Source organism: Saccharicrinis carchari (genome assembly GCF_900182605.1).
Lineage (GTDB): Bacteria > Bacteroidota > Bacteroidia > Bacteroidales > Marinilabiliaceae > Saccharicrinis > Saccharicrinis carchari.
Window position 1 is genome coordinate 34,007 of sequence record NZ_FXTB01000012.1, and the last position, 15,146, is coordinate 49,152.

Here is a 15,146-nt window from a genome sequence, read left to right on the forward strand (position 1 = left end):
ATTAAAAAGTGATTTGAGCACCCACCGTAACCGTTTTTGGGTTCGGAAAGGCTCCATAATCGTAACCTCTTTCCCATATATTCGAGTTCCTGAATTCAGGATCCAAACCGGTGTAACCTGTAAAAGTGATCAGATTTTGGGCATTTACAAATATCCTGAACTGATCCACGTTTTCACCAAAAATTGTTTTTGGAAGGGAATATCCAATGGCAAGTTGCTTTACCCGCACATAGGATCCATCTTCAATCCACCTGTCCTGATCGCCTCTTGTATTTCGTCCATCCTGATAAATTGGGCGGGGATCCTTGGCGTTTTTATTGTCTGGCGACCAAGCATCGTAATCGGCGCGGTAATTTGAATTGTCGTCGAACCTATCAAAACCACTGCGGGGGCCATTGAACACTTTGTGACCAAAAGCGCCTGTCATTTGCAGTTGCAAATCTATACCTCTCCATTCTAACGACGAATTAAGCCCTAATTGAACCGTAGGCCAAGGGCTTCCTATATACTGCCGGTCAGAGTCGGTAATTTGTCCGTCTTCGTTAAAGTCAACAAAACGTATATCCCCGGGTTTGGCATTGGGCTGTATCAGGGCATCATCTTCGGTGACATGAGCCATTACTTCGTCCATGGAACGGAACAGTCCGTCGGTTTTGATAAGGTACCATTCCCCGATTGGCTTGCCTACATACGAGCGCGTGTTCCATTGCGTAAAATACTCTCGGCCGTAGCCCAGTTTTAATATTTTATTTTTAACGGTCGACACGTTGGCATTGACACTATAGCTCAATTCACCTTTTTTCTCACGCCAGGTCATCGAGAGCTCGACACCTGTGTTCTGAAGGGATGCAGCATTTACATTGGGATTTCCCCCGTTGTTACCGGTTGACATGAGTATCTGCATTCCGGTCAGCACATCGCGGGTTTCCGATTTGTAATATTCAGCCGAAACATCCAACCGGTTTTGAAGTAAAGTGACGTCAGCACCTATGTTGAACTCGTGCATTTCTTCCCATTTTAAATCCGTATTGACCAATTTGACCTGGGTTTGTCCGTTTTCAATATGCTGATTGTCCCCGAATATAACCTGGGGAAATGAATTGATAAAGGGAATCCAATCCCACACCCCAATGTTGGAACTACCCAGCACACCGTAGTTTGCGCGCAGTTTTAAGCCATCAACCCACGAAACATCAAAGAAATCCTCATTGCTGATGCGCCAGGCTCCGGCAATTGATGGGAAAACCCCGTCGCGATAGCTGGGACCGAACTTTGAGGAGGCATCGCGCCTAACGGTGGCACTTATCAGATACTTGTCGTCGAAATTATAATTGACACGTCCAAATACGGAGAAAAGTTTCTGAAGATCGCTATAGCCACCGGTTTTAGGATCCTTTTGTGCAGCGTTCAATTGCTCAAAATAGGTGCCGTCGCTGAGGCGTAAAAGGTCGTTTTTCGTACCCCAAAGCTGCTCGTACTGAATATCCATAAAGCTTGTGCCAACTACCGCATTTATACCATGTTGGCCAAAGTTATTGTTAAACTCTATGGTGTTATCGTAAACCAAAGAAGTAAAACGTGCTTTATTTTTGTTTAACGAGGAAGGATCGTAGGGTTGATTGAATGTCCAGTTACCTTCCTTTCGCAGGTACATATGCTCGTCCATGCTGGTTTCGAAACCTAGGTTGAACTTATACTTTAATTTACCCCAAAAACCCAGCTCGGTAAAAGCATTGCCCCTTAACCTAAAGTTGGAGTTGTTGGTAACGGTAAGGTCTTCTTTCGCGATGGAGTTGGTGGCAAAAACCACATCTCTTGATCCGTCACCATATCCATATCCTCCCGGGTTGTCAGGGTTAAACACGGGGATGGTGGGTAACAGCCTCCATGCGTCGATGATGGGATTGGTATTCAGTTCGTCAATATCGTAATTGCTGACAACAATATTTTCTCCTATCTTAAAAGTTACAGCACTGCCAAAATCACGGGTGGCCGAAGTATTTGCCCGAAACGTTATTCGTTCACTTTTTGTGCCTATAGTTGCACCCGAATTGGTTTGGTAATTGGAAGAGATAAAATAATTACTGCTACTGCCACCTCCTGAAAAGGACACGTTATAATCCTGTATGGTACCTGTTTTAAATATCTCATCTTGCCAGTCCGTGTCGGCATCGGAATGGTTGGCCGACGGGATGCCCTTATTGGCGAAGGCCATGTCGTTCAATTCGATCCAATTCTCGCGATTGGTCAAATTGTAGCGCGGTAGCCATTGAAAACTGGTTTTTGCCGAGGCGTCGATCCTCATTGGGCCTTCAGTTCCTTTTTTGGTTGTAATAATAATAACGCCATTGGCAGCCCTCGAACCGTAGATGGCGGCTGCCGAAGCATCCTTTAAAACCTGGATGGATTCAATATCGTTGAAGTTAAAGTCGCGGTTGGCGCCACCTTCAACAGCTATTCCGTCGATTACATACAGGGGTTGGCTGGAGCCGAACGATTTTGTGCCCCTTATCTCTATCCAACCTTCGGCACCCGGCTTTCCTTCTGTACGTGTGTAAACGCCGGGAACGGTACCCAAAACCTCACCTACGTTTCCGGTAACCACGGCACTTTTAAGCTCCTCGGGCTTAAATACTGAAACCGCCCCGGTAAGGTCTGCCTTTTTAACCGTCTGGTAGCCAATGACCACTACTTCATCCAATGATGACAGGGTTTCTTGCATTACTACATTGAGTGCAGGCTGTCCTTCAAAAAGAATCTCACGGGTATCCATACCGATAAAGGAAAAAACGAGTGTTTGTCCTACGTTTGCCCCCAACGAAAACTGACCGTCAATGTCGGATATTGTCCCACCTTGTGTTCCTTTGATTAAAATGTTGACGCCGGGTATGGGTTTTCCCGATGTATCTACGACTTTTCCTGTTACGTTTACCGTTTGCGCCAATAGTCCTATCGGAATCAGGAAAAACATTAAAAACAAGATTTTCTTCATAACCAAGATTTTTTGTTCGTTAATAATTTAAAAATAAGGCCAACGGTAAACCAGTAAAAAAATACCATTCAGGATGTATCAGGATATTTTCATTAATCTATTTACCGTGACGGTCTTACAAAGAGACAACATTTATTAACAAACGGATACAAATTTTTAGTCAAAAAACAACACAGGTTAGTCATTCTAAGAAATATTTAAATAGAAATGGGGTTTAAAGTCAGTTTAAATGGGGAGGGCAATACAATATTACAGATAATACCGTATATAATATGCTTTCAGGAATATGTACGGGGGTATTATTTACGGAAGGACGGTTAAAGGTAAGGTCGGGGTATTTTACTTATTGATTAAAAAATGCAAAGTTCAATACTCATCCGATGTGTAACAATTTTTGGATAAGTATTGAACATGGAATTTGCTTTAAAACTTAGGTCTGGGCACACTGCCCAATGCAGGTGAATTGGTTGCAACGCTTGGCCAGCCATTGTCCCATTGCAGTTTATCTAGCATCAGCACGCGGCCCTCGGGCTTGGATTTGTCCACGGCATGGTACAATATCCAATCGTCGTTGTTGTCGTCGGTCACAATTTCGGCATTGTGCCCGGTGCCCACGAAGCGAGAATTTCCCTTGATAAGCAGCTCGTGATGGTTGTCTATCATGCCCTGCCCCGATTTGTCACGATAAGGCCCCATGAGGTTTTCCGAACGGCCTACTACGGTGGTGTAGGTACTGTTGATCCCATTGCAGCAGGATCCTATGGACGCAAAAAGATAATAAAAACCGTCCTTTTTATAAATGTAGGTGGCCTCATAGGCCGTGCCGGCAACCTGCTGTTTTTCGGCACCGGGTTTTATTGTTAGTCCGTCGTCGCTAAGCGCAATGGCATATATACCCCTAAAACTACCCCAGAAAAGGTATTTGGTTCCCTCCTCCTCCATATAAAAAGGGTCGATGGAGTTTTTGACATCTATTTCGTTGCTGCGAAATAGCTTGCCATGATCGGTGAAGGGGCCCTGGGGCTTGGAAGCGGTGGCCACCCCAATGCCACAAGTCCACTCGCCACCCCATACCGACATGGAATAGTATAATACGTATTGGCCGTTAAAATAATTGATATCGGGTGCCCACAAACCTCCATTGGGTTCAAAAGTAGGCCGTGTATTATCGGTAAATGCAGTGGCCATAAATTCCCAATCCACCAAGTCGGTCGACCTATGGATGGGTGTATTGCGGATATCTTCGGTGGCATATAGATAAAAATAGCCATCCTGTGCTTTGATGACAGTGGGATCGGGCAAGCTGTAGTCGACAACAGGGTTGGTGTATTCATCCTTTTTAGGTTCGTCGGGTTCCGGTTTGGTTTCTTCATTGTTGCTACAGGCACATGCAGAGAATACGGCCGCAATTAGAAAGAAGGAAAAAAATAATAGTTTCATAGCTTGTAAATTTATGCAGTTTAGTATTTTGAGAAGGATATGAAGTGCAAATTATAAAAATTGACGGTTATTAATGTATTGCACTGCCGACTAAAAGTCCTATTGCCCAAATTGTGCTATGTATTGCCTAAATTGTAATATTGTATACAAAATAAGAAATCGTTTCTTGTAATTAGAAACAAGGAGAAAGGAACTTTATGACACCCCGTTTTAAAACAGGAATATTAGCCATTGTATTTATTGGTCTGGCCACAATCGCTTCGGCCTACAATTTTTCGTTCAGAAAGCACCAGGTAAACCAGGGACTCTCGGGAAATACGGTACATTGTATCTTACAGGATGACCGAGGCTTTATGTGGTTTGGCACGCAGGATGGATTAAACCGTTTTGATGGCAGCAATTATAAGATATTCAAAAATGACCCAAATAATCTACATTCTTTGGGTAACAATTTTATTCGGTCGTTGTATCAGCACACAGATAATAAAATTTGGGTAGGAACCGACCAACGGATATTTATTTTCGACCCGGAAACAGAATATTTTCAGCAGTTTATCGAGAAAACCGACAAGGGGATTGCTATAACATCGGCTGTAACATCCATTGAAGCTGATAGTCAACATTCCATCTGGATAGGCACTATGACCCAAGGCGCTTTTAGCTACAATACCATTACGGGGAAACTTACCCAATACAAATCAGAAGACGGCTCTAAGTCCATCCCTGATAATTTGGTGTGGCGCATATATAAAGATTATTCCGGAACAGTTTGGATTGGAACAAGGGGCGGACTGAGCCGATTTAACAAGGAGAGCAAATCGTTTATCACTTATGGTTCGCGCGAAGAAAAGAGTGTTCTCGACGATCCCGAAATTCTTTCTGTTTTTGAGGATTCGGATGGCGACATTTGGCTAGGGACCTGGTCGGGCGGACTGAGCCGTTACAACAAAACCACAGATACTTTTACTTCCTATTTTAACGAACAAGATGACGTTTATATTAGTCATATAAGGGCTTTTTTCGAGTACGAAAAAGGCAAGCTGCTTATCGGTTCCGACGATGGCTTGTACCTTTTTAATAAAAAAACTTTACAGATCCAACGTATCGATGATTCGCGCGACCAAAATAGCCTGAGCGATCAAAATATATACGCTATCTATGGCGATAAAGAAGGAGGCATATGGATAGGTACTTATTTTGGCGGTGTAAATTATCTATCGCCCAATAGCAGTGTCATCGAACATTATTATCCAAATTACAAAGAAAGTTCCATGTCGGGAAAAGCGGTGAGTCAGTTTTTGGAAGATCCCAAGGGTAACTTATGGATTGCCACCGAAGATGGCGGACTAAACTATTTTAACACGAAAACAAAAGAATTTACCTCCCATCTTCCTCACGAAGATAAGCCCAGTATTAGTTATACCAATCTCCACTCTCTTTTGCTGGATCAAAATAAATTATGGATAGGGACCTTCTCCAGGGGACTGGACGTTATGGATTTAAGAACTGGCCAATTTACCAATTATCAATATAACCTTAACGATACCAATACCATTGACGACAATTGTGTTTTTGCTTTGTACAAGACAAAAGATAACGATATTTTTATAGGTACGCCCTTTGGGTTGAGCCGCTACAATCGCCACCAAAATAATTTTGAAAGGATACCCGAGGTAAGGGGTTTTGTTTACGATATGGCCGAAGATCATTTGGGGCAGCTTTGGGTGGCTTGTTATGGGCAAGGGGTATTTCGGTACGATCTTCTAGGCAAAGAGTGGAGCAGTTACCGACACAAAAATTACAAGGACAATTCGCTTTGTTTTGATAAGATTGTAGATGTTTTTCAGGACGAAAAACAACGGCTCTGGTTTTCGAGCGAGGGCGGTGGTATTTGCAAATACAACTACGATACCAACGATTTTACTAGCATAGATGTGTCCGATGGACTTCCAAACAACGTGGTATACGGGGCGTTGGACGACAAGTATGGCCATATTTGGGTGAGCACCAATAAAGGCATAGCCAACATTGACCCTTCATCACTTAAAATAAAAACTTTTACAAGCGAGGATGGCCTGCAGAGCAACCAGTTTAACTATCGATCGAGCTTAAAGACCAGCAACGGAAAATTTTATTTTGGGGGTATAAACGGGTTCAATGCTTTTTATCCGGATCGCCTCTCTGAAAATAAATGCGTACCTCCGGTATTGATTACCCATTTAAAGCTGCTCGATACGGACAGGCGCGTTAAAAGCGACTCTTTGCACAGCAAGGTTTTGAATACCGACAGGAGTATTACGCTGAGACACGATCAGGCTTCGTTCCGAATCGATTTTGTAAGCCTTAGCTTTATGGCACAGGGAAAAAATAAGTTTTCGTACATGATGGAAAATTTAAATGAAAAATGGATCGAAGCCGGCAATCAAACCAACGTATCCTACATTAACCTTAAACCCGGTGATTATATTTTCAGGGTAAAGGGTTCTAACAACGACGGGTTATGGAATGAGGACGGAGATTTTTTAAGAATTAAAATCCTACCCCCCATATGGCTTACGGATTATGCCTATCTATTTTATTTACTGCTCTCCATTACCTTGATATATTACCTTTATAAATTTTATCAACGTAATTTACGAAGGAGACAAAAACAAAAACTAGAAGATTTTAAGGTTGAAAAGGAAAAGGAGATGTACGCCTCCAAAATCAACTTTTTCACTAATATCGCCCATGAAATCAGAACCCCCGTGAGCCTCATAAAAGCCCCGCTCGACAGTATTCTAAGGGCTAAGGAAGGCTCGCCTGAATCAAAAGAAAATCTGGTTGTAATTGATAAAAATACCGATCGGCTGCTGAACCTTATTAACCAGCTGCTCGATTTCAGAAAGATTGAAGCAGAATCCTACGTGCCAAATTATGAACCCACAAACATTGGCAGCTTAATTTCGGATATTATTTACCGTTTTAAATCAACAGCATCAAAAAAATTTATTATCATAAACATTGTCATTCCGCAAGAAGGAATGGTGTATGATGTGGACAGGGAAGCCTTGACCAAAATCATCAGTAACCTGATGACAAATGCCTTAAAGCATGCTAAAAAGATTATCACAATAAAAATAGCGGAACCCTCGGGCGCGGATTATTTTGAGATTACCGTTGAAGACGATGGGTCAGGCGTTCCGGCAAAATACAGGGAAAGGGTGTTTGAACCTTTTTTCCAAGTGGAAGAAGAAGACCGTACGGCTCAAAATAAAGGTGCCGGAATAGGTTTAGCCTATTCAAGGCAATTGGCCGAAAGGCACGCAGGCTCCCTATTTGTGCGCGATAATGGGCAAGAAGGCAGCGAATTTGTGTTGCAGATAAGTACACAACTTCAGGATATGGAGACACATCCCGTCGAAATGGAGGAGCAGGTTCGGAACCAGCCTGTTGCATACAAGGAAGTAGATGCTTCCCTGCACACAGGAAAACCAGTACTTTTAATAGTAGAGGACAACGAAGATTTGTGCACCTTTTTAAATCGTAGCTTAAAATTGGAATATGAGGTTCTAACTGCCTCCAACGGGCAGTTAGCATTGGACTTGCTCGAGAATCACGTGGTGGACATCATTATTAGCGACGTAATGATGCCTGGCATAGATGGTCTGGAATTGGTAAAAAAGGCAAGGGAAAATGAACAATATAGCCATATCCCCATAGTGCTGCTCTCGGCACGTACTAATCTAGAAACAAAAATAACAGGCTTGGATTATGGAGCCGACAGCTACATTGAAAAACCTTTTTCGTTAGAATATCTACGGGCGCAGGTGAAAAGTTTGATTAAAAACCGTAACCTTTTATTGGAGAAGTTTGCCAACTCGCCTTTTATACCTTACGGAAGTATCGCCAACAATAAAAAGGACGAAGAATTTTTAAATAAGCTTAACGGCGAAATAGAGAGCAACATTTCCGACAGCGCATATTCTATCGAAAAATTGGCCAGTTCCCTTTCCATGAGCCGCTCAAACCTGCAACGAAAGATCAAAGGCATATCCGGTATGTCGCCCAATGATTATATCAGGGTGTTCAAACTAAAAAAAGCAGCCAGGCTCATTATGGAAGGGGAATACCGTATCAATGAAATTTGTTATATCGTAGGCTTCAACAGCCCTTCCTATTTCTCAAAATGTTTCCAAAAACAGTTTGGAACATTGCCCAGCGAGTTTGCAAATGACGCCACTGAGCATCCTAAAATGAAGGACGAGATGTAATGGGAATATAAGCTAACAAGTATTTATGATTGAACACGATCTCTTTAGCCCCGGGCAATGTCTGTAATGCCACTGGCATTTGATGTGCTTGCATCTGTTTCCTGTCCACCGCCCCCAGCGGTATCCCCTGCGTTACAGCACTTGGCATTACTTAGCGGAAGGTGACCTGAAAAACGTCCGTGCCCCTTCCGCCACTCCATGCCAAGAGCTTTGAACACCCCGCCAACACGCTTGCAAATAAGGCTCCCTTGCTCCGTAAACTACGACAAGGAAACCTTTTATTTGGAAGCGTGTTTTTTTGCCCGAGCGCCTGAATGAGGCAACTCGCCGTTGGGTGATGCACCGTACCGTCCTTGGTTTGCTGCAAGTTATTGATCGCCAAAGGGAACAGTAAAGGGGCGGTTTTGAAAAAAACCGTCCTTCGGATTTGTTCATTCCGCAAAAAAACGGAATGACATAAACCCCTTGACTCGTTCCCTTTGGCTCAAAGTGCCTGCAATAAACCAATGGCGGGCCAGATGCCAAAATAAATCCCCAGGGCAGGGGTGATTCGAATGAAAACTTCAAAAACTGTTTATGACATTATCAACGAGAAGATTTTCTCTCAACTCGAAAAGGGAACGATTCCCTGGCACAAACCATGGAAGAGCTTCGATAATGATGGAAACTTTGTCCCACCACAAAATTTTGTTTCGAGGATCCCTTATAAGGGTATTAACTTTGTTCTTCTGTTAAACCTGTATGAACAACCCTATTATCTTACTTGGAAACAAATACAATCGCTCGGGGGTCAAATTATAAAGGGTGAGAAAAGCCTACCAGTTGTCTTTTGGAAACCCATTAGCAAGGAAAGTATCGACAAAAATGGGAATCCAAAGACCGAAAAAAAATTCATGTTCAGGTACTACAATGTCTTCAATATCACCCAAACAACCGGGATTGATTATGAACCCGTGAAATTTTATGAAGACACCGAACCTCTTTGCTTTGACCGGATTCAGAAAGCCGAAGAAGTAATAACAGGTTACAAGGACTGCCCCAAAATTATCTATGGGGGAAACGCTGCTTTTTATATACCCTCCCTCGATAAAATTCATATCCCGGAACCTGCTCATTTCGATAAGCCTGAATATTTTTATTCCACACTGTTCCATGAAGCAAGCCATTCTGTAGGGCACCCATCACGCTTAAACAGGAAAGACATTGCTGATGTAAACGGCCAGAGCCAACATGACTATTCTTACGAAGAGTTAATTGCCGAGTTTTCAGCGTCTTATCTATCGGGTCACTGTGGTATCCTTCAAACAACTATTCAGGAAAGTGCAGCTTACATCCATCATTGGTTAACCGCACTTAAGGAAAACACCAGATGGTTGGTTAGCGCTGCCGGGTCAGGTCAAAAGTCTGCCGAGTATATCTTGGGCGTGTGATATATTAGGGGTGTAACAGCCCTTTTTTTGTGCAAACCTCTTTAATGTTTTTTTGCCTGTTTCTGGTGATACCTGCAATATCCGATGTTGTTCCTTGTTTTTTGCTTACATCTTTTCCCCGTTGATTTGGCTATGCCTTTGCATTGGGTTGAAGCCGTTGTGCTTTTGGTGGCTGCGGGTTTCCGTTGTGAGCTGCTAAATTCCCATGCCGAGATATCTGAGGTAGCTTCCAATTTATCCTCTAAAGAATCCTCCATGCCCTGAAAGAAATCTATTCCCGTCAACGCTTCTACTTGGTCAACTGTTTTTACGTAAGCGGCAATAGGCTGAAACAGCTTTTTGTTGGGCATCACGAAAGCAATCATTTTCTGCTTGCTCGGACAATATACGACCTTGTAGTAGTACCCCGGCACGGTTACTTGGTTGGTACCTATATGTCCTATGTTATCTTTAAAAACGGGGCCGGTGGCCACCACCAAATTTTGATATTGATTTGTCCATTTACGTACCTGGCTTTCCAACATCTTCCAACGGCCGGTATTGAAAGAAGGCGCCTGGGGCGACATGTTAGAAAGAAAAAAGGATTCCGACATGGAGGTGCGGTTCATATCCATAGAGCCTGCCGGACACAAATGCCCCCTATGGTAGCCGCTGCCCTTATAATCAGTCAGTGTAGCCGAACCCGTGGACACTTTTGGATCTGGACGAAAGTCGTCGGTCCGTTTCTCAGAGCCGTTTACCAGCTCCGGGGTGAGCTTATAATATACCCAAATGGCCTGTTCGTGCTGTTCGCTATAGCAAAGTGTGTAGTATGTGTGTTCTGCAATTTGTCCCGATGATTTGGGAACTAGGTTTTTGCCCCCTAGCGATAGGGACAAGAAAACAAATGATAAAAGAAAAATAAATTTTTTCAAAATAAGCAGCTTCATGTTTTATTCAATAAGCGTTTACGTAATAACTCCCTACCCCATCGATAACTTCATTATTTTGTTGATGATACGGTCTATGATAAACGGGTATTACGCAATTTTCAGTTTAGGCCGTAAGGTGTGTACGTTTTCTTTTCTGATAAGTTCGTAACCAGTAAAAATATTTTTTTGAAAGAAACAAATCACCTCATTTATAACGCCTAATTTTCTATTTTGCCGCCCGTCCTTAAACCATGCCTATTATCAACCTCCCGCCCTTCAGCGGTATTCCCCCATGCGGTATAGCCCATGGCACTGCATAGTGAAAGGGGAACGGGAAAACGACCAAGCCCCTTCCGCTACTCCATGCCAAGCGCACCACCGCCCCGCCAACACACATGCAAACAAGGCTTCCTTGCTCCATAAACTCCACAAGGAAACTCTCTTTTTGCAAGCGTGTTCCTTTGCCCCCACACCGGAATGGAATGATTGACCTGTTCCAAATGCTACACCGTGTTCAGTAATGAAGTTGGGTTTTTGCCAAACGATTTCGCACCGATACCTAATACACTGCCCTACTATGTTACCGATGCAAAACATGCTTTCGGCCAAACAGCAACACGTACTTTTATTGCACCCGCAGTAGATGGTATAAAAGGAATCGGTTTTTGTAAGTGCCAAATTTGTACTTATGGATTTTTGGGGCATTGGGAAACATTCAGTCCGTTGTCGCCAACAATTGGCAACTGTACTATTTCAACTTTTCAATTATTTGTTCTTCATTTGGTAGGTATTTCCGTAAATCTGATGGAAGGTCTTTTGTCAACTGGTATTCTGCTACACCAATTGGTCTATTTGCAATTCGCAGTGCATATTCTACCTCCAAATTATCTTTTATTTTCGATAAAATTAACAAGTTATGCCCCCAGGGAACTTCTGCGACAAGCTGTCGCAGTTTTTCATTTTTAGAATATCTTGAATAAAACCGCCTCATATCCCAAAGGTTTCTAGCGGAATAACCTTCGGAATTAGGGAACTCAGCTTGTAAATCGGTCGACAACTTTTCAACAACAGATTTCCCCCATTCTTGCGATTCTTGTATTTCCAGAATTATTCTACCAATATTTAGATAATGTTCTATTTGCTCTTTAACAACTTTACGAATAACTTTTATATGTGCTGTCCGTATCTCATTTCTAATTTGTTCGAGAGTATCCGAATATATTTTCCCTAACATGATTTTTATGTTTTACGACAAATATAATCACATTTAATCCAACTATCGTATTCAGAGGGTAATCGGTTGCTAACGTTTAAGTGTTGGTATTTCGGAGCAAACTGCCCCCTTAGCTCAACGTTGTTGGGAGTTATAATTCTCACCAAATATTCCTACCACGTGATTCTCGCTATTCGGACCAGGGCAGTAGCCTCCAATACTCCTTTTTAAGCATACCCCTGGAATGGGCATACTTCGCACCGATACTGCAAGGTAACCGAAAAAATTTGACCCACGCGAAACCGCCTTTGATACCATCTGTCGAGGATAATGCAAGAACGGAAAGGGAGCTTGCATTGTCCTCTGCGAAAGGTAAAGGCGGTTTCTTTGCTTGCCTCAAATTGTGGGGCGTTAACTTTTTTTCTTTGGGACAATATGGTGTACCGCGGAAAAAACTGAGCCGCCCTTTCCTCGCCGACAGATTCCCCTTGCCTTGCTCCGCAGGGTCGGGCAGTGCCCCCGACAGGACAGAGGAACTGCAAGAACGGGGCAATAAAATAAAAGTGTCCCTTTGCCAGACAAATTGTTTGAAAATTATTTTCGGCATCTGGGTTGAAATTTATTCGGCTTGTCATCACTTATTTCCATTTAATTTTTCCCCTATCTTACCCCCTATCTTCTTTTTAACTGTATCCTCCTAAATGACTACACCCAACGCTCCCAATATCTTACATCGTACCTTTTCCAAAATTCCTCGCTCAACCCATCGGTTTATCGTATCAAATATCTATTTTAGTCGAAGTTTGTTAAAACACCCCATATCTTGCCTTAAAGCAAGGATTAATAAATGGGGAACCATTCACAATGAATACAATGAGCATAGATAAATTAAATTTAAAAAGCCCCGACCTGGTGAGTGAGAACATAGAAAAACTGGCCGCACTTTTCCCCAATTGTGTTACCGAAAGTAAAATAGAAACAGCCACCGGTACCGAGCTTAGCCGGAGTATTGATTTTGATTTGCTCAAACAGGAGCTGAGCCATGCCGTGGTGGAAGGCAACAAGGAGCGTTACCGCCTGGAGTGGCCCGGAAAACGCGAAGCCATTGTTACGGCCAACTTGCCAACAACAAAAACCTTGCGCCCCGTGCGCAACGATTCCGTTGATTTTGACAATACCGAAAACCTATATATTGAGGGCGACAACCTGGAGGTGCTCAAGCTATTGCAAGAAAGCTATCTGGGCAAGGTGAAGATGATTTACATTGACCCCCCATACAACACGGGAAAGGACTTTGTGTATAAAGACAATTTTAGCAAAGATATACAACAGGAACTTTTTGAGAGCGGACAAAAAGACGAATACAACCAACGCTTAACTGTTAACCCCGAAACCGCAGGGCGTTATCATTCGGATTGGTTGAGTATGATGTATCCGAGGTTGAAATTAGCCCGTAATTTATTGACCGATGATGGGGTTATCTTCATCTCAATAGATGATAATGAGGTGCATAACCTACGAAAGTTATGTGATGATATTTATGGAGAAAATAATTTCCTTGCAAATATCGTGTGGCAAAAAAAATATGCAGCAACCAATGATGCAAAGGGTTTTTCAAACTTACATGATCATATAATAGTCTATCAAAAGTCAAATGCGTTTGAGCGCTATCTTCTTCCTCGAACTGTTGAGCAAAATAAACCATATAAGAATGATGATAATGATGGTAAAGGGCTATGGCGTTCTGATAATCTTTTAGTTAAATCCTTTTCTAACTCAGGTGTTTATCCAATCGTCAATCCAAATACTGGTAAAAAGTATTTGCCACCAGAAGGGAATTGTTGGCGTGCCAGCCCTGATACGATGCGGGTTTGGTTAAGCGAAAATAGAATCTTTTTCGGAAAAGATGGGAAGGGTGCACCTCAATTAAAAAGATATTTAAACGAAGTACAACAAGGTAGGGTTCCAAATACATGGTGGACATTCCAAGAAGTAGGACATAATGATGCAGCAAATAAAGAACTGAAAGCACTATTTAGCTCTAAGGCTCCATTTGATACACCAAAACCATCTACTTTGATTAAACAAATGTTAATGGTTTCTACACGAAATGATGATATAGTTTTAGATTTTTTTTCTGGTTCGGCAACAACAGCTCATGCTGCAATAAAATTAAACGCTGAAGGTGAAAGAAGTTGTAAATACATTATGGTTCAAATTCCTGAAACTACCGACTCAAAAAGTGAAGCTTACAAAGCAGGTTACAAAAACATCTGCGAAATAGGCAAAGAACGCATCCGCCGTGCAGGAACTCAAATTGTAAATAATCAATTGTCGGTTGTTAATGATAAAAAAACCGTATTGGAGAAGTTGATAAACGGAAAGTTGATAAAAGAAAATGGTGAATGGCGTTTCCCCGATAATGCACTAATCGAAGATAAAGCGCAAAACCTGCTGCAAGAGCTCAACCAACTACAGCTCAACATTGATAACCTGGACACCGGTTTCCGCGTCTATCGTCTCGACGAAAGCAATATGCAGGATGTGTATTACAAACCGCAGGATTACAAACAGGACATGATGGATATGTTTGCCGATAACGTAAAGCCCGGCCGATCGGCCGACGATCTGTTGGCGCAGGTGATGTTGGATTGGGGCCTGCCGCTCTCCTTAAAAATTGAGCAAGCAAACGTGGTGGGCAAGCAAGTGTTTAAGGTGGCCGGCAACTCGCTTTATGCCTGTTTCGATAAAGGGATAGACGAGGACTTTGCCAAGGAGATAGCAAAGGAAACGCCCTTGCGCATCGTATTCCGCGATAATGGTTTTAAAAACGATACCGCCAAGGTAAACGTGCAGCAACTGTTAAAACAACTGAGCCCCGAAACCGAAATGAAAGTAATTTAAGCA

At 42.6% G+C, this 15,146-nt stretch carries 8 protein-coding genes; 3 read left to right on the forward strand and 5 right to left on the reverse strand.

Annotated elements, in window-relative coordinates; genetic code table 11:
* Position 1: 1 nt before the first annotated feature.
* Positions 2–2,992 carry a SusC/RagA family TonB-linked outer membrane protein gene (locus FN809_RS16270; protein WP_142534595.1) on the reverse strand — a complete coding sequence of 997 codons (2,991 nt, stop codon included), beginning with the start codon at positions 2,990–2,992 and terminating at the stop codon, positions 2–4.
* A 423-nt stretch (positions 2,993–3,415) separates the two neighbouring features.
* The gene (locus FN809_RS16275; RefSeq protein WP_142534596.1) at positions 3,416–4,432 is read right to left on the reverse strand and encodes a family 43 glycosylhydrolase; all 1,017 of its coding nucleotides are present in this window, start codon (positions 4,430–4,432) and stop codon (positions 3,416–3,418) included.
* A gap of 197 nt (positions 4,433–4,629) precedes the next feature.
* Here FN809_RS16275 and FN809_RS16280 point away from each other — a divergent pair, with 197 nt between their 5' ends.
* A complete protein-coding gene (locus tag FN809_RS16280) occupies positions 4,630–8,685 on the forward strand; it encodes a hybrid sensor histidine kinase/response regulator transcription factor (RefSeq protein ID WP_142534597.1) in 4,056 nt (1,351 codons plus the stop codon).
* 44 nt (positions 8,686–8,729) lie between these two features.
* Here FN809_RS16280 and FN809_RS17800 read toward each other — a convergent pair whose 3' ends face one another.
* Entirely contained in the window at positions 8,730–8,885 is a 156-nt protein-coding gene (locus tag FN809_RS17800; RefSeq protein WP_185957592.1) for a hypothetical protein, read from the reverse strand.
* A gap of 354 nt (positions 8,886–9,239) precedes the next feature.
* Between FN809_RS17800 and FN809_RS16285 the strand changes: the two genes are divergently transcribed.
* Positions 9,240–10,115: an ArdC family protein gene (locus tag FN809_RS16285; RefSeq protein ID WP_142534598.1), complete on the forward strand. Its 876-nt coding sequence runs from the start codon at positions 9,240–9,242 to the stop codon at positions 10,113–10,115.
* 41 nt (positions 10,116–10,156) lie between these two features.
* Here FN809_RS16285 and FN809_RS16290 read toward each other — a convergent pair whose 3' ends face one another.
* Positions 10,157–11,044, reverse strand: coding sequence for a DNA/RNA non-specific endonuclease (locus FN809_RS16290; protein ID WP_142534599.1), 888 nt, complete (start codon positions 11,042–11,044; stop codon positions 10,157–10,159).
* A 730-nt stretch (positions 11,045–11,774) separates the two neighbouring features.
* The gene (locus FN809_RS16295; protein WP_142534600.1) at positions 11,775–12,260 is read right to left on the reverse strand and encodes a DUF1016 N-terminal domain-containing protein; all 486 of its coding nucleotides are present in this window, start codon (positions 12,258–12,260) and stop codon (positions 11,775–11,777) included.
* Positions 12,261–13,112: 852 nt separating this feature from the next.
* Between FN809_RS16295 and FN809_RS16300 the strand changes: the two genes are divergently transcribed.
* Positions 13,113–15,143: a site-specific DNA-methyltransferase gene (locus FN809_RS16300; RefSeq protein ID WP_142534601.1), complete on the forward strand. Its 2,031-nt coding sequence runs from the start codon at positions 13,113–13,115 to the stop codon at positions 15,141–15,143.
* Positions 15,144–15,146 lie beyond the last annotated feature (3 nt).